The following is a 14,784-nucleotide window of genomic DNA, read 5'->3' on the forward strand; positions in this document are numbered from 1 at the left end:
CTCCCGAGTCCCGCAGGTTCAGCGGGTTCGACGGCGACGACCTGGCGGCAGCGCAGGAGTTGTGTGCGGCCATCGCGCGCTACGACAAGCTCCGCTCGCCCTCGCCGGCGCCCTGCTCGGGCCTCCGGCCGGGGCCACCCTGTACGAGTCGTCCGTGGAGATCGTCGCGGGCCTGGGGTTCGCAGTCCTCCTGTGGACGCTCCCGCACGCCATGACCGAGGAGAGGAGGACGGCCGGATGAGCTTCCAGAACAGCGCGCTCCTGCTGTCATGGGCGGCGATCCTGCTGCTCGCCCTGGTGGTCGCCGGGCTCGTCCGGCAGGTCCACGCGCTCGGCCGGGGGGCCGCCCGGCCCGCCGGGCTCGGCCCCGCGCCCGGCGCGCCCGCCCCCGCCTTCGACCGGCTCGGACCCGGCCTGCTGCTGTTCCTGGACCGCGAGTGCGGCGTGTGCGCGGACGTCCTCGCCGCCGTCCCGGCCGGACGGCCGCTGCACGCGATCTTCGCGGGGCCGCCGCCCGGCGAGCCCGCGCCTCCCGGCGTGACCGTGCTGGCCGGCGAGCAGGACGGCCTGTTCGCCGACTACCGCGTCCCCGCGACCCCGTTCGCCGTGCTGGTCGGCGCGGACGGGCGCGTCCGGGCCGCCGAGCCCGTCGGCTCCCCCGAAGCCCTCCGCGCCCTCACCCTGGAGGCGGCACGATGATCGAACTCGAAGACGTCCCGCCGCTGCGCGGCCCCCGCCCGGCCGGGGCGCAGCGCGTCCGGCGGCGCCCGGCGCCCGCGGACGGGCCGCGGTTCCGGCCGGTGCGGCGCAGCGTCCTCACCGGGCTCGCCGCCGCGGGCGCCACCGCCGGGCTGAAGGCCCTCGGCGTCTTCCCGCCCGCGCGCGAGGCGCTCGCCTCGGGTTTCCAGCTGGTCGGCTACTACGACATCTATCCGCGCTGTCCGTCGTACGCGGCCAACCACAACTGCTCCCCCGGCTGCGGGCCCAGCCTCGTGTGCAGCGTGTGCTGCCGGACGAGCGGGAAGTACAAGGGCTTCCACAAATCGGGAGTCTCGGATCCCGGCCGCTACAAGCTGCGCCCCAACCAGTGCTACGGCGGCGGCTACGACGGCTGGCTCTGGGCCTACGCCAAGAGCTGCGGCAGCTGCAAGAAGGGCGTCACCTGGCGCTGCCATGACGGCTGGAAGAAGTCCAAGAAGGGCAACTGGTACAAGACCATCTGCCGCAAGGCGATGGCGTGCAAGAACTGACCGCGGGGCGGATGCGGCGGGGCACGACCGATCCGCTCCTGCCTGTCGCCGCCCTCGCGCTCCTCTCGGTGGCGGCCGCCGCCCTGGACGCCGCCGTCCTGTGCTGGGCGTCGATCGGCGCGCTCGCCGGATTCTCGCTGTCGGGCAGCGTCTGAACGCGCAACAGCGAATCCGTGCTGTTCTCGCCAGGTTGGCGGGCCCCCGTACGGCAGGGCGAGGTCCTGGCCATCTTCACCCTCGGGCTCCTGCTCGGAGGCACGCTCACCGCGACGGTGATCTGGCTGCTGTCCGGCCTCTCCGCACCGCTTCCGCCGGGCGTCCGCACTGCCGCGATCCTGGCCCTCGCCGCGCTGGGGGCCGCGCGCGAAGCCGGACTGGTCCGCGTCCCGCTCCCCCAGAACGCCCGCCAGATCCCCCAGGACGTGCTGCAGGCCCACCTCCGCAGGGGCGCCCTCCAGTTCGGCTTCGAACTCGGGACCGGCGTCCGCACCTACGTGTCCGCCACGGCCCCCTACATCCTGGCCCTGGGCCTGCTTCTGATCCACGAAGACCCGCTCACGACCGTGCTGACCGGCACGGCCTTCGGTGCCGGGCGTGCGCTGAGCGCCCTCCTCACCTACCTGGCCCGCGACGAGGACCGGGACGCCGCGATGGCCGCCCGCATGCCGCCCGTGAAGACCGCGGCGGCCCTCGCGTCGCTGTCCGCCCTCGCCCTCCTGCTGCTGTGACCGGAAGCCGGTCGATCGTCATCGCGCCGCCGTGGCAGACTGATCGCATCTCGCCGCCGCGCACCGGAAAGAGGCTCGTCGTGCTCTGGTCACTGCTGGTCTTCGCGCTGCTGCGCGGGTTCGCGGTGGCCGAATGGGCCGGGTCGGCGCCGGGGCAGTCGGTGCTGGTCACGCTGGGCGCGCTGACCGTGGCCGGGCTCCTGGTGCTCGCGGCGGTGCGGGTCCGCGCGGCGCACCGGGGCCTGGGAGCGGCGCGGGCGCGGGTGCGGACGACCTTGCGGGACAGGACGCTGCGGACCGCCTTCCTGCCGCAGCGGGACCCGGACGCGGCGGGACGGCCCCGCCCGCGAGCGCCCGGAACGGGGATCGCGGCCGCCTGAGCGCGGCCGGAACGCCACCGATCCCCTCGTTCCGGAAGGTTCTCCTCTCATGTTCGACATTCCCGTCTCCATCGCCGCCTCCCTCGTGGGCGGTCTCGCGGACGCCCTCGACCCGGTGGCCGGCGGCCTGGCCACCGCGCTGGCGATCGTCCTGTTCACCGCCGGGGTGCGGCTGGCGCTCGTCCCGCTGGCGGTCTCGGCCGCCAGGGGCGAGCGGGCGCGCACCCGGCTCATGCCCAAGGTCCAGGCGCTCCAGAAGAAGCACGCGAAGGACCCGCGGCGGCTCCAGCGGGAGTTGGCCGCGCTGTACGAGGCGGAGGGCGCCACACCGGTGGCCGGATGCCTGCCGATGGTCGCGCAGATCCCGTTCTTCATGGTCATGTACCGCCTGTTCGTGTCCGCGACGGTCGCCGGGCACCAGAACCTGCTGCTCGCGCACACGCTGCTCGCGGCGCCGCTCGGGCAGAACTGGATCGGCGTCCTCGGCGGCGGCCTCCTCGCGCCGCCCTCGCTCGTCTTCCTCGGCCTGTTCGCGCTGCTCGCGGTCGTCGCGGTGGTGACGTCGCGGCGGGTCACCGCCGAGGGGCCGATGGGCGCCGTCGCGCGGCTGGCGCCGTTCGGGACGGTCGCCGTGGCGGCGTTCCTGCCGCTGGCGGCGGGGCTGTACCTGCTGACGTCCGGGGCGTGGACGGCCGCGGAGCGGGCCGTCCTGCACCGCCGGACCCCGGCGGCGGCCTGATCGGCCTTGACGGGGGTCCGGAAGGCTGGGTTCGATGGCAACCGAACGGCGTTCTGACTACCGAGGACGGTGCGCGGTGACGACGACGGCACGGGCGACGCGGGACGACCTGTCCGATCTGGCCTTCTGGACCCTCCCCCCGGACCGGCGGGCGGCGGCGTTCGCGCGGCTGCGCGAGCGCGAGCGCCCGGCGTTCTTCCCCGAGCTCAAGCTGCCGTTCATCCGGACCGGACCGGGCTACTACGCCCTCACCCGGCACGCGGACGTGGTGGAGGCCAGCCGGACGCCGGAGGTGTTCAGCAGCGAGCCGTGCTCGAACAGCATCGCCGACCTGCCCCGGTACATGGCCCGCTACTTCGGCTCGATGATCAACATGGACGACCCGCGGCACGCCAAGATCCGCAGGATCGTGTCGCGGGCGTTCACCCCGCGCGTCCTCGCCAAGCTGGAGACCGACCTGCAGGCGACCGCGACGCGGATCGTCGACGACCTGGAGCGCAAGGGGTCGGCCGACTTCGTCACCGACGTCGCGGCGCGGCTGCCCGTGCAGGTCATCTGCGACATGATGGGCATCCCCGAGCAGGTGCGCCCGATGGTGTACGACCGGACGAACACCATCCTCGGGCTCGGCGATCCGGAGTACACCGGCGGCCGGGACGTGACCCGCGAGGGCATCACCCGGATCGGCGTCCTGTACGGGCTGCTCATGGCGATGTCCGCCGGGTACGAGCTGAACCACCTGGCGATGAAGCTCGCCCGCAGGCGCCGCCGGCACCCCGGCGACGACCTCGTGTCGCGGCTGGTCTCGGCCAACGTGGACGGCGAGTCGCTCACCGACCAGGAGATCGGCTCGTTCTTCATCCTGCTCGTCGTGGCCGGCAACGAGACGACCCGCAACGCGATGACGCACGGGCTGAAGCTGTTCACCGACAACCCCGAGCAGCGGGCGCTGCTGATGGAGGACTTCGACGCCCGCATCCCCGGGGCGGTCGAGGAGATCGTCCGGATGGCGACGCCGGTCATCCAGTTCCGCCGGACCGTCACCCGCGACCACGAGATGAACGGCCAGCGGTACCGGGCGGGCGACAAGGTCCTGCTGTTCTACAACTCCGCGAACCGCGACGCGGAGGTGTTCACGGACCCGGACGTCTTCGACATCACCCGCTCCCCCAACCCGCACGTCGGGTTCGGCGGCCCCGGCCCGCACTTCTGCCTGGGCGCGAACCTGGCCCGGCAGGAGATCACGGTGATGTTCCGGGAGCTGTTCACCCGCGTCCCGGGCATCCGGGCGAGCGGGGAGCCCCAGATGCTCTACTCCAACTTCATCAACGGCATCAAGCACCTGCCCTGCACACTGTGAGCGGCCCTGTCAGCGGCCCTGTCAGCGGCCCTGTGAGCGACATGGCTCAGGACACCCGGCCGCCCGCGGCCCGCGCCGCGGGCGACGAGGCGAGGTAGTCGAGCGCCCGCTGCGTCGAGCACGCGCGGGACGGGTGGTAGTCGCGCCGCAGGTAGGCGCGCCCCGCGGAGATCATGAACCGGTTGCTGGGGAACAGCCCGCGCCGCACCGCCCGCCGGTAGTCGCGGATCCGCGGGCGGACGCCCTTCAGCGTCGGATCGGCCCGGCACAGGAACACCGCCCCGGCGTACACCATCAGCGGCAGCGCGAGGACGCCGAGGAAGAACGCGATGAACCGCATCCAGTACCGGCCGGCCACATGCTGGTAGACGTCGAACGCGACGGACCGGTGCTCGACCTCCTCGGCGCCGTGCCAGCGCAGCAGGTCCATCATCGTCGGATCGGCGCCGGCCTCGTCCAGCTCGCGGGCGTCCAGGATCCACTGCCCGAGCACCGCCGTGTAGTGCTCGATGCCCGCGATGACGCCGATCCGGACGAACAGCCAGCGCTTGCGGGGCAGGAACGGGATCCAGCACCGGTCGCCGAGGATCCGCCGGAACACCCACTCGATCCGGTCGGTGAGCGGGCGCGGATCGAGGCCCTGCTCCCGCATCTGCCGGTCCAGGACGCCCTGGTGGGAGTAGGCGTGCACGGCCTCCTGGCCCATGAAGCCCTTGACCTCGCGGTAGAGGCGCTCGTCGTCGCGGACGAGCGGGAGCGCCTCCTTGTAGACGTGCACGAACCACCGCTCCCCCGCGGGCAGCAGCAGGTGCAGGACGTTGATGAAGTGCGTGGCGACCGGCTCGCCCGGGATCCAGTGCAGCGGCGTGTCCGCCCAGTCGAACCGCACCCGGCGCGGGGCGATCACGGGGTGCCGCTCGTCGATCTCGCTCATCCCGTGTCCCTCCCGCGCCGCGCGGACCGTTCGCGCCGTCCCGCGCGGCGGCATCCAATTAGACTGCCGATCTAATATGTGGAGTGCGCCGGATCCGCGTCAAGACCCGGCCGGGGTGATCTACGTCGCGGGGGCCAGCACGACGTCGACGGTGAGCGCGGCGGGGGCGTCCTCCAGGGTCAGGTCGGCGATCCGCCCGGCCGCGGCCAGGTCGGGACGCGCGATCCGCGTCACCTGCGAGCCGCGCACGACCGCGCGGGAGACGTCGGCGCGCATCGACGCCCTGGCCTCCGACTTGGCCTTGCGGACCTGCCGGAGCGCCTCGCCCGTGGCCGCGAGGACGGCCGGGTCGCCGCCCGGCGGCAGCTCGGCGGCGGACGGCCACGGGGCCGTGTGCACCGACCCGCGCCGCCACCACGACCAGACCTCCTCGGTCACGAACGGCAGGACGGGCGCGAACAGGCGCAGCAGCACCGACAGCGCGGTGCGCAGCGCCGCCCGCGCGGACAGCGCCTGCGGCCCGTCCCCGTAGGCGCGGGCCTTGACCAGCTCCAGGTAGTCGTCGCAGAACTCCCAGAAGAACCGCTCGGTGCGCTCAAGAGCGCGCGCGTAGTCGTAGCCCTCGAACGCCTCCGTCGCCTCCTCGACGACCCCGGCCAGCGCCGCCAGCATCGCCTTGTCCAGCGGCTCGGTGACGGGCGCGTCCGGGGCCGCCTCGCCGAGCCCGAGCACGAACTTCGACGCGTTGAGGATCTTGATGGCGAGGCGGCGGCCGACCTTGATCTGGCCGGTGTCGAACGCGGTGTCGGTGCCGGGGCGTCCGCTCGCCGCCCAGTACCGGACGGCGTCGGAGCCGTACTCGCGCAGCAGGTCGATCGGCGTGACGACGTTCCCCTTGGACTTCGACATCTTCTTGCGGTCGGGGTCGAGGATCCACCCGGACAACGCGGTGCCCTTCCAGGGCAGCGAGCCGTGCTCCAGGTGCGAGCGCACGACCGTGGAGAACAGCCACGTCCGGATGATGTCGTGCGCCTGCGGCCGCAGGTCGTAGGGGAAGACCCGGGCGAACAGGTCGCCGTCGCGCTCCCAGCCACCCGCGATCTGCGGGGTCAGCGACGAGGTGGCCCAGGTGTCCATCACGTCGGGGTCGCCGGCGAAACCGCCCGGCCGGCCGCGCTGGTCCTCGGTGAACCCCGGCGGGACGTCGGACGAGGGGTCGACCGGCAGCGCGTCCTCGGCCGGCACGATCGGGTCGTCGTACACCGGCTCGCCGGACTCGTCCAGCCGGTACCAGACGGGGATCGGCACGCCGAAGAACCGCTGCCGCGAGATCAGCCAGTCGCCGTTCAGGCCCTCGACCCAGTTCTCGTAGCGGGCCCGCATGTAGCCCGGATGCCACTCCAGCTCGCGCCCGCGGGCGAGCAGCTCCGCGCGGACGCCCTCGTCGCGGCCGCCGTTGCGGATGTACCACTGCCGGGTGGTGACGATCTCCAGGGGCTTGCTGCCCTTCTCGTAGAACTTCACCGGCCGGGTGATCTTGCGGGGCTCGCCGTCCAGGTCGCCGGACTCGCGCAGCAGCTCGACGACGCGCTCCTTGGCCGAGAACACCGTCTTGCCCGCCAGCTCGTCGTACGGCCGGGCGGGGACGCCCAGCGGCGGGTCGGCGGCGAGCCGCCCGTCCCAGTCGATGATCGCGCGGGTCGGCAGGTCCAGCTCGCGCCACCAGGTGACGTCCGTGACGTCGCCGAACGTGCAGATCATCGCGATGCCGGAGCCCTTGCCGGGGTCGGCCAGCCGGTGCGCGACGACCGGGACGTCGACGCCGAACAGCGGCGTGCGCACGGTCGTCCCGACCAGCTCCTGGTACCGCTCGTCGTCCGGGTGCGCGACCAGCGCGACGCAGGCGGGAAGCAGCTCCGGCCGCGTCGTCTCGATGTAGACGGGGCGCTGGTCGCCGTGGAACCGGATCCGGTAGAACGCGCCGGGGTGCTCACGGTCCTCGAGCTCGGCCTGCGCGACGGCGGTGCGGAACGTGACGTCCCACAGCGTCGGCGCCTCGGAGACGTACGCCTCGCCGCGGGCGAGGTTGCGCAGGAACGCGCGCTGGGAAGCCGTCCGGGCGGTGGCGCCGATGGTGGTGTAGAGGTGGCTCCAGTCGACCGACAGGCCGACGCGGCGCCACATCTCCTCGAAGGCCTTCTCGTCGACCTCGGTGAGGCGCTCGCACAGCTCGATGAAATTGCGCCGCGAGACCGGCTGCTGGCGTTTCGGGTCGGGCTTGGCGGGAGGCTCGAAGTCGGGGTCGTAGGGAAGGGACGGATCGCATCGGACGCCGAAATGGTTCTGCACGCGGCGCTCGGTCGGAAGGCCGTTATCGTCCCAGCCCATCGGGTAGAAGACCGCCCGACCGCGCATGCGGTGGTACCGGGCGACGGTGTCGGTGTGGGTGTAGGAGAAGACGTGGCCGACGTGGAGGGATCCGCTCACGGTGGGCGGCGGGGTGTCGATCGAGTAGACCTCGCCGCGCGGCCGGGTGCGGTCGAAGCGGTGGGCTCCCTCGTCCTCCCAGACGCGTGCCCATCTGTCCTCCAGGCCGTCCAGGGATGGCTTCGGAGGGACGTGCGGAGTACGCGGCTGCTCTGTCATGGGGCCAATCGTATTGACATCGGCCCGGGTCGCATGCCGATTACCGGCGCCGACGCGGTGATCGCCTTCCCCTCCGGGGGCGGGCCGTTCCGGTAGCGTCGGAGACGACAGGACGAGAGAGGACCAACATGGCGGACAAGGGCGACATCGGCTGGCGGGTGATGGCCGGAGCGGCCGCATTCGCGGGCGGCTTCGTCGCGAAGAAAGTCATCACGCTGGCCTGGAAGAAGAGCACCGGCAAGGAGCCCCCGACCAACCCCGAGTCCCCCGACGTGGCGCTGGCCGAGGCGATCGGGTGGGCCGTGGTGATGGGCGTCGGCATGGAGGTCGCGCGGCTGCTCGCCACCCGGGCCGCCGCCCACCAGTGGGCCAAGGGCACCGGCCAGCTCCCGCAGAACCTCAAGGCCGACGTCTAGGACGTCCCGCGCCGGGGGCCCGCCCCCGGCCGGAGGCCATGCGCGTCGTGGCCGGCTCCTCCGCTGATCGGAGGGACCGGCCACGACGCGTTCTCGCTGGTCCGGGTCGCCTGAAAGCTCAGGCGCCCCGGGATGTTCAGGCGCACGGAGACGGGCGCGCCACGAGTGACGCGCCGCCTCCTCGACACTCGCGCGTGCCGCCAGGGGGTGGGCGGCCGGCTAGGAGTCCAGGCGACGGGGCTGGTCGCCGGGGAGCGGGGGCAGGGAGCCGGCGATCTCCCGCAGGTCGTTGCGGACCTTGAGGGCCAGCCCCTTGGTCGCGGAGCGGTTGAGAGCGGCGCCGGCCGCGGCGCCGGTGAGCAGGGGGCCCATGGTGGACAGGCTCCGGCCGAAGACGCGGAGCATGCGCCGGCGCAGCGCGCTCTTGGCGGCCGTGCCGAGGGCGCTGGTGAGGGTGCCGCCCTCCAGGGGGTTGATGCCGCGCTGCCGGGCCCAGGACGTCACGAACGCGGCACCGCGCGCGGTGCCGGATCCCTGGACGCTGACGCCGTACACCTCGTGCAACTCGGCGATCATCTTCACCTCGATCGCCGCGACGACGAGCGTCTCGGCGGCGAGCTGGGCGGGCGCGGTCAGCAGCAGCGGCGGGGCGGCGAACTCCACCGCGGCCAGCGCGCCTCCGGCGGCGCCGACGGCGGTCGTGGCGTTGCCCGCCGCCTTGACGATCCGGTCGGCGAGCTCCTCGCCCATCAGCCCGTGGTGGTGGGCCTGCAGGGTCTCCAGATCGCGGATCGGGATGTGCGGCGCCGCCGCGAGCAGCAGGTCGGCGAGCCACCTGCCGCGCGCGACACCCGCGGCCCCCACCTTCCGGGCGCTCTGGCCGAGCAGTCTGGCCAGTCGCCCGAGCAGGCGGCCGCGGGTCTCGCGGTCCATGTCCTCGTCGGAGGCGAGCCGGCCGATCAGCTCGCCCAGCTCCGTGGAGCCGTCGCCGCGCGCCGGCTCCACCTCGCCACCACGCGGTTCGATCTCTCCCGTCACCCGGCCTCTCCCGTCACGCGCCCTCGTCCCGTCACCCCGTGTCCGCCGCCGGTCAGGCGGCGCACTCGCGGCAGACCGGCTGGCCGTTCTTCTCGGTGGCCAGCTGGCTGCGGTGGTGGACCAGGAAGCAGCGCGTGCAGGTGAACTCGTCGGCCTGCCGAGGCACCACCCGGAAGGTGAGCTCCTCGTTCGACAGATCGGCGCCCGGCAGCTCGGCGACCTCGCCGGCGTCCAGGTCCTCGTCGATGATGCTCGCCGCCTTGTCGGCACGGCGTGCCTGGAGCTCCTGGAGGCTGTCCTCGCTCAGGTCGTCGTCTGTCTTGCGTGGGCTGTCGTAGTCGGTCGCCATCTTCTGTCTCCATCCCCCTCAGTGCTTTATGCGCCCCGTCGCGCGGATCTAACGCTCGGGGGGCCGTTCTTGTGCCCGATCCGGGCGGGAAATTCTGTCACGGTTGGTGACCTGCGACACACGAGGCGCGACCGTTCCCACGAGTGACACCCATCACCCGACTCTTCCCTCGCACTGTGTCATCCATCACATACCCGGCGGGAGACACGGCCCCGTTCCGGGGGCCGCGGCGCCTGCCGGGGTTCCCGCGGCGGCGGGATCATATCGGTCCCGGAGGCATTGTGCGCACCGGCCGCCCCGGTGCGCCGGGACGGCCGTACCCGGCAGGCGGAACACCGAACCGGATACATCAGTGAAACGTCAGAACTAACGCGATATCGTGCCCGCCTGAGGTTGGGGGCGGATCCCCTGCGGGGGTCAGCCCGGCGATCGCCGGCACGGGGCCCCGCGAGCGGGTCCGGCGCACAATGTCGCGGACATCACTGCGGGTCACGGGAGGGTCAGATGCCGGATGCCGCTCCGCTGGAGCCGGGCGATCCTAGGGCACTCGGACGGTACGAGGTCATCGGACGGTTGGGCGCCGGAGGCCAGGGCGCCGTCTATTTGGGCAAGGCGCCGAACGGCGAGTACGTCGCCGTCAAACTGCTGCACGCGCAGATGGCCAACGATCCGGCCGCACGCGCACGGTTCACCCGCGAGGTCGCGGCGGCGCAGAAGGTCGAGCCCTTCTGCACGGCCCGGGTCCTGGAGGCCGACGTCCAGGGCGACCAGCCCTACGTCGTCAGCGAGTTCATCGACGGGCCCTCCCTGCACGACGTCGTCGCGCACGACGGCCCGCGCGGCGCGGCGGAACTGGAGCGGCTCGCGATCGGCACGGTGACCGCGCTCGCGGCCATCCACGAGGCCGGGATCGTGCACCGCGACTTCAAGCCGAACAACGTCATGCTGGCCTCCGACGGCCCGCGCGTCGTCGACTTCGGCATCGCGCGGACGGTCAACTCGCAGGAGAGCGCCGTCACCGCGACCGGCATGGTGGTGGGCACGCCCGGCTACCTGGCGCCCGAGCAGCTCACCGGCGCGCCGCTCACCCCGGCGGTGGACATCTTCGCCTGGGCCGCGACCATGGTGTTCGCCGGCACCGGACAGTCGCCGTTCGAGGCCGACACGCTGCCGGTCATCATCAACCGGATCCTCAACGAGGAGCCGGACCTGTCGGCGCTGCCCGCGGGGCCGCTGCGCGACATGATCGGGCGCTGCCTGTCCAAGGACGCGGGCCTGCGCCCCCCGGCGGCGCAGCTGCTGCTGAACCTGCTCGGCCATGTCGGCGCCGCGCCCGCGAACCAGGGCGGCGGCCAGGAGGACCTGCTCAACCAGGGCACCCGGATCGCCTCGCAGCTTCCGCCGCCGCCCCCGGTGCCCCCGGCGCCGCGGCCCCAGCCGCAGCAGCAGCCGATCACCCCGCCGCCGATGCCGCTGCACCAGGGCGGGATGCCCGGCCCCGCCGGGCATCCGCAGCAGCCGATCACGCCGCCGCCGATGCCGATGTACCAGGGCGCGGCGATGCCGCCCCCGCCGCAGACGCAGCCCCGGATGCCGATGCCGCCCGGCCCGCCGCAGTACGGGCAGCCGCCGAAGCGGTCCAGCTCCGCCGGGCCGATCATCGCGATCGGGTGCGGCGCGCTCGCGCTGATCGTGATCCTGGTGGTCGTGGTGCTCGCCGTCATCGGCGCCAACAGCGAGGACGACCCGCCGACGCCGACCTACTCGCCGCCGAACACCTACACGCCGACCGACAGCCCGACCGGCAGCACCACCGGGGGCCTGCTCGGCAACTGGACCGGCAACGGGTACCAGCCGGGCGCCGAATCCGGCCACACCTCCTTCAACGTCAAGTTCTCGCTGCTGTACTCCAGCGGCGTCGCGACGTACACCTATCCGTCCGGTGCCCAGGACACCTGCTACACCCGGCTCTCGCTGCTGTCCGGCGACGAGAACAGCGCCAGGGTCCAGTACCGGGAGACGCCGATGGCGGGGATGGACCCGAAGGAGTGCGCCTCCGGGTACGTCACGTTCGTCCCGTCCTCCGGCGGCACCACGATGCGGTGGGAGTGGCGCCAGCTCCAGTCCGAGACGACCGCGACCGCGTACGGGACCGTGTCCAAGTAATGACCGAGGTCGCCCCCCTCCGCAAGGGCGATCCCTCCCGCCTCGGCGCGTACCGGCTGACCGGTCTGCTCGGCGAGGGCGGGCAGGGCGCCGTCTACCTCGGGGAGGACGAGCCGGGCCACCGGGTCGCCGTGAAGCTGCTGCACGCGCGCTTCAGCGGCGACCCGAAGGCCCGCTCCCGGTTCGCGGCCGAGGTCGCGGTCGCCAAGCGGGTGTCGGCGTTCTGCACGGCCCGCGTCCTGGACTCCGACGTCGAGGGCGACCGCCCCTACATCGTCAGCGAGTACATCGACGGGCCGGCGCTGTCGCGGGTGCTGGCGCAGGACGGCCCGCGGCGCGGCGCCGACCTGGACCGGCTGGCGATCGGGACGATGACGGCGCTCGCCGCGATCCACCAGGCGGGGGTGGTGCACCGCGACTTCAAGCCCGCCAACGTGCTGCTCGCGCCGGACGGTCCGCGCGTGATCGACTTCGGGATCGCGCGGGCGCTGGACGCCACCGGCACCATGTCGAGCACGGCGGTCGGCACCCCCGCCTACATGGCGCCGGAGCAGATCTCCGGAGCCATGGTCGGGCCCGCCGCCGACGTGTTCGCCTGGGGCGCCACGATGACGTACGCGGCGAACGGGCGGCCGGCGTTCGGGCAGGACTCGATCCCCGCGGTGATGCACCGCATCCTGAACCTGCCGCCCGACCTCGGCGACCTTCCCGATCCGCTGCGCGGCATCGTGGCGAACTGCCTCAGCAAGGACCCGGCGCTGCGTCCCGCCTCCCAGCAGGTCCTGGCGCACCTGCTGGCGCTCGCGGGCAGCCTCCCGCAGCCGGCGGGCGCGCAGCAGCCCGACGCCCCGGGCCCCGCCCAGGACGCCCTGATGCTCACCCAGGGCGCCCAGACGGCGGCCACCGAGTCCGCACGGCTGCGGACGCAGACGCCGGCGCCCTTCCAGGCCGCCCCGCCGGTGCCGCACCCTTCGGTGCCGCACACGCCGCCGCACGCGCCGCCGCCCCTGCCCGGCGCGGGGTGGCCGTCACCGGCCCCGCCGCCCAACGGGAACACGCCCGCCACGTGGCCGTCCGTCTCCTCTCCAGGGGTCGACTTCACGAAGCCGTCCGGGGGGAGGAAGGGTCCCCACATCGGCGTTCTCGCCGGGGCGGGAGGCGCCGTGCTGGCCGTGCTGGTTCTCGCCGCCGCCGTGGCCTGGGTCCAGTTCCGCGGAGACGGCGGCCAGGGAACGACGGCCACCGGCGGACGGGTCGGCGGGACGCTGCCCGTCGCGATGCCGACGCCGACCGCCACCGACGGCGGGTTCGACCCCTCCCGCGCCCTCAGCGGCACCGAGCGGTTCCTCAGCAAGCAGCTGTTCACCGGCCTGACCGAGGTCGGCGCCGACGGCGCCGCCCGCAACCGGCTCGCGACGGCGATCAGGCCGGACGCCGAATGCCGCAGGTGGACCATCACGCTCAGGAACGGGACGAGCTTCAGCAACGGCGAGACCGTCGACGCGCAGGCGTTCGCCCGCGGCTGGGCGCGCAGCGCCGCGGACAAGACCGGTCCCGCGTCCTACCTGATGACCGACATCGAGGGGTACTCCTCCGTGTCCGACGGCGGGACCGGGTCGCTGTCCGGGGTCAAGGTCGTGTCGGGCACCTCGCTCGAAGTCGCGCTCACCTCTCCCAACTGCGATTTCGCGGACCGGCTGTCCGAACCGGCGTTCATGCCCGTCCCCGAGGAGGCGGGCAAGGTCGACAACGCGGCGTTCAACACCCGCCCCGTCGGCAACGGCCCGTTCAAGCTGCGGGACTACACCAAGGGCGCGTCGGTCTCGCTCGTCCGCAACGACCGCTGGGCGTTCGGCAAGACCAAGCTGGACGGCGTCACAGTGATGCTGACCGACGACTCCGCCAAGGGGCGCACCGCCTACACGGCCGGGCAGACCGACTGGTACGCGGTGGGCACCGAGGATCTTGCCTCGACCCCGAGAACGGGCCTGGTCGCCCGTCCCGCGCCGTTCACCCGGATGCTCGTCCCGATCACCACCCAGGGCCCGATGAAGTCCAAGGAGGCCCGGCAGGCCGTCTCCTACGCGCTCGACCGGAGCAAGCTCAGCCTGGCGCTCGGCGGTTTCCCCAAGCCCGCTTACGGCATCGTCCCGGCGCCGATTCCCGGGTTCGGCCGGCGCGGCGTCTGCCCGTCCTGCGACGGGACGGATTTCGAGAAGGCGAAGATGCTGGCCGCGCAGGCCGGGCTGACCAGCGGCACGACCGTCCGGCTGTACTACCGCCAGTCGCCCGTCGACCAGCGGTTGGCGGCGGTCGTGAGCTCGCAGCTGAAGTCGGTGCTGGGCGTGCAGGTCGAGATGAAGTCCTACCCCGTCGCCGAGTTCACGAAGTACCGGGACGACGTCATGTCCAAGGACGCGTCCGGGCTGGCCTTCCTGCCGTACGGGCCCGACTACCCGGGCGCCTACACCATGCTATGGCCGCTGCTCGGCGGCGGCGAGACGAGCGACACGGGCTTCTACAACCTGGGCAAGTGGAGGAACGCCACCTTCGACGGGACGATCTCCAGGGCGCTCAGGACGCCGACGCCGGCGGACCGGACCGGCCTGTTCAAGCAGGCCGAGAAGGTGGCGCTGGACGACATGGCCCTCATCCCGCTGCTGAACGACGTCCGGGTCGCCATGGTCCGGCCCGGCAAGTACGTCGGGCTGGAGCCGGACTACGACGGCGACCCCACCGCGGCGGCCGCCGCGCTCAAGTAGCAGCGGCGGCCGCCGC

Annotated in this window: 15 protein-coding genes; 11 read left to right on the forward strand and 4 right to left on the reverse strand. The window is 73.1% G+C overall.

Going from position 1 to position 14,784, the window contains the following annotated elements; translation table 11 throughout:
- Nucleotides 1-61: 61 nt before the first annotated feature.
- From AB0C87_RS42585 to AB0C87_RS42620, 8 genes are all read left to right on the forward strand, one after another.
- Entirely contained in the window at nucleotides 62-241 is a 180-nt protein-coding gene (locus AB0C87_RS42585) for a hypothetical protein (protein WP_360582255.1), read from the forward strand.
- Nucleotides 238-699: a hypothetical protein gene (locus AB0C87_RS42590; protein ID WP_345178477.1), complete on the forward strand. Its 462-nt coding sequence runs from the start codon at nucleotides 238-240 to the stop codon at nucleotides 697-699. Before AB0C87_RS42585 ends, AB0C87_RS42590 begins: the two co-directional genes overlap by 4 nt.
- Nucleotides 696-1,250, forward strand: coding sequence for a hypothetical protein (locus AB0C87_RS42595; protein ID WP_360582257.1), 555 nt, complete (start codon nucleotides 696-698; stop codon nucleotides 1,248-1,250). Before AB0C87_RS42590 ends, AB0C87_RS42595 begins: the two co-directional genes overlap by 4 nt.
- Nucleotides 1,238-1,405, forward strand: coding sequence for a hypothetical protein (locus tag AB0C87_RS42600; protein ID WP_345178480.1), 168 nt, complete (start codon nucleotides 1,238-1,240; stop codon nucleotides 1,403-1,405). The genes AB0C87_RS42595 and AB0C87_RS42600 overlap by 13 nt, the downstream gene beginning before the upstream one ends.
- Nucleotides 1,406-1,423: 18 nt before the next feature.
- The gene (locus tag AB0C87_RS42605; protein WP_360582260.1) at nucleotides 1,424-1,978 is read left to right on the forward strand and encodes a hypothetical protein; all 555 of its coding nucleotides are present in this window, start codon (nucleotides 1,424-1,426) and stop codon (nucleotides 1,976-1,978) included.
- Nucleotides 1,975-2,358 carry a DUF6412 domain-containing protein gene (locus AB0C87_RS42610; RefSeq protein WP_360582262.1) on the forward strand — a complete coding sequence of 128 codons (384 nt, stop codon included), beginning with the start codon at nucleotides 1,975-1,977 and terminating at the stop codon, nucleotides 2,356-2,358. Before AB0C87_RS42605 ends, AB0C87_RS42610 begins: the two co-directional genes overlap by 4 nt.
- A 49-nt stretch (nucleotides 2,359-2,407) precedes the next feature.
- Nucleotides 2,408-3,097: a membrane protein insertase YidC gene (gene yidC / locus AB0C87_RS42615; RefSeq protein ID WP_360582264.1), complete on the forward strand. Its 690-nt coding sequence runs from the start codon at nucleotides 2,408-2,410 to the stop codon at nucleotides 3,095-3,097.
- 76 nt (nucleotides 3,098-3,173) lie between these two features.
- Complete coding sequence (locus AB0C87_RS42620) at nucleotides 3,174-4,457, forward strand: cytochrome P450 (protein WP_345178487.1); 1,284 nt, start codon at nucleotides 3,174-3,176, stop codon at nucleotides 4,455-4,457.
- A 46-nt stretch (nucleotides 4,458-4,503) separates the two neighbouring features.
- Here the strand turns inward: AB0C87_RS42620 and AB0C87_RS42625 are convergent, their stop codons facing one another.
- Nucleotides 4,504-5,391: a metal-dependent hydrolase gene (locus tag AB0C87_RS42625; protein ID WP_345178488.1), complete on the reverse strand. Its 888-nt coding sequence runs from the start codon at nucleotides 5,389-5,391 to the stop codon at nucleotides 4,504-4,506.
- A gap of 120 nt (nucleotides 5,392-5,511) precedes the next feature.
- Nucleotides 5,512-8,037, reverse strand: a complete 2,526-nt coding sequence (gene valS, locus AB0C87_RS42630; RefSeq protein ID WP_360582267.1) for a valine--tRNA ligase — start codon at nucleotides 8,035-8,037, stop codon at nucleotides 5,512-5,514.
- Between the two features lie 128 nt (nucleotides 8,038-8,165).
- Between valS and AB0C87_RS42635 the strand changes: the two genes are divergently transcribed.
- A complete protein-coding gene (locus AB0C87_RS42635) occupies nucleotides 8,166-8,453 on the forward strand; it encodes a DUF4235 domain-containing protein (RefSeq protein ID WP_179836389.1) in 288 nt (95 codons plus the stop codon).
- Between the two features lie 219 nt (nucleotides 8,454-8,672).
- Here AB0C87_RS42635 and AB0C87_RS42640 read toward each other — a convergent pair whose 3' ends face one another.
- Both AB0C87_RS42640 and AB0C87_RS42645 read right to left on the reverse strand, forming a co-directional pair.
- Nucleotides 8,673-9,491, reverse strand: coding sequence for a hypothetical protein (locus AB0C87_RS42640; protein WP_345178492.1), 819 nt, complete (start codon nucleotides 9,489-9,491; stop codon nucleotides 8,673-8,675).
- Between the two features lie 52 nt (nucleotides 9,492-9,543).
- Nucleotides 9,544-9,840 carry a DUF4193 domain-containing protein gene (locus AB0C87_RS42645; RefSeq protein ID WP_117404125.1) on the reverse strand — a complete coding sequence of 99 codons (297 nt, stop codon included), beginning with the start codon at nucleotides 9,838-9,840 and terminating at the stop codon, nucleotides 9,544-9,546.
- A gap of 504 nt (nucleotides 9,841-10,344) precedes the next feature.
- Between AB0C87_RS42645 and AB0C87_RS42650 the strand changes: the two genes are divergently transcribed.
- Entirely contained in the window at nucleotides 10,345-12,006 is a 1,662-nt protein-coding gene (locus tag AB0C87_RS42650) for a serine/threonine-protein kinase (RefSeq protein ID WP_360582269.1), read from the forward strand.
- A complete protein-coding gene (locus AB0C87_RS42655) occupies nucleotides 12,006-14,768 on the forward strand; it encodes an ABC transporter substrate-binding protein (RefSeq protein WP_360582271.1) in 2,763 nt (920 codons plus the stop codon). The genes AB0C87_RS42650 and AB0C87_RS42655 overlap by 1 nt, the downstream gene beginning before the upstream one ends.
- Nucleotides 14,769-14,784 lie beyond the last annotated feature (16 nt).

Origin of the sequence: Actinomadura sp. NPDC048021, from assembly GCF_040653135.1 — a bacterium.
In the GTDB taxonomy this organism is placed as follows: domain Bacteria; phylum Actinomycetota; class Actinomycetes; order Streptosporangiales; family Streptosporangiaceae; genus Spirillospora; species Spirillospora verrucosospora.

Bases quoted from the DNA above. Each gene is read 5' to 3' on its own strand.
- AB0C87_RS42655 (WP_360582271.1), top strand. From the start codon at position 12,006: ATGACCGAGGTCGCCCCCCTCCGCAAGGGCGATCCCTCCCGCCTCGGC.
- AB0C87_RS42590 (WP_345178477.1), top strand. From the start codon at position 238: ATGAGCTTCCAGAACAGCGCGCTCCTGCTGTCATGGGCGGCGATCCTG.
- AB0C87_RS42650 (WP_360582269.1), top strand. From the start codon at position 10,345: ATGCCGGATGCCGCTCCGCTGGAGCCGGGCGATCCTAGGGCACTCGGA.
- valS (WP_360582267.1), bottom strand. From the start codon at position 8,037: ATGACAGAGCAGCCGCGTACTCCGCACGTCCCTCCGAAGCCATCCCTG.
- AB0C87_RS42645 (WP_117404125.1), bottom strand. From the start codon at position 9,840: ATGGCGACCGACTACGACAGCCCACGCAAGACAGACGACGACCTGAGC.
- AB0C87_RS42635 (WP_179836389.1), top strand. From the start codon at position 8,166: ATGGCGGACAAGGGCGACATCGGCTGGCGGGTGATGGCCGGAGCGGCC.
- yidC (WP_360582264.1), top strand. From the start codon at position 2,408: ATGTTCGACATTCCCGTCTCCATCGCCGCCTCCCTCGTGGGCGGTCTC.
- AB0C87_RS42625 (WP_345178488.1), bottom strand. From the start codon at position 5,391: ATGAGCGAGATCGACGAGCGGCACCCCGTGATCGCCCCGCGCCGGGTG.
- AB0C87_RS42595 (WP_360582257.1), top strand. From the start codon at position 696: ATGATCGAACTCGAAGACGTCCCGCCGCTGCGCGGCCCCCGCCCGGCC.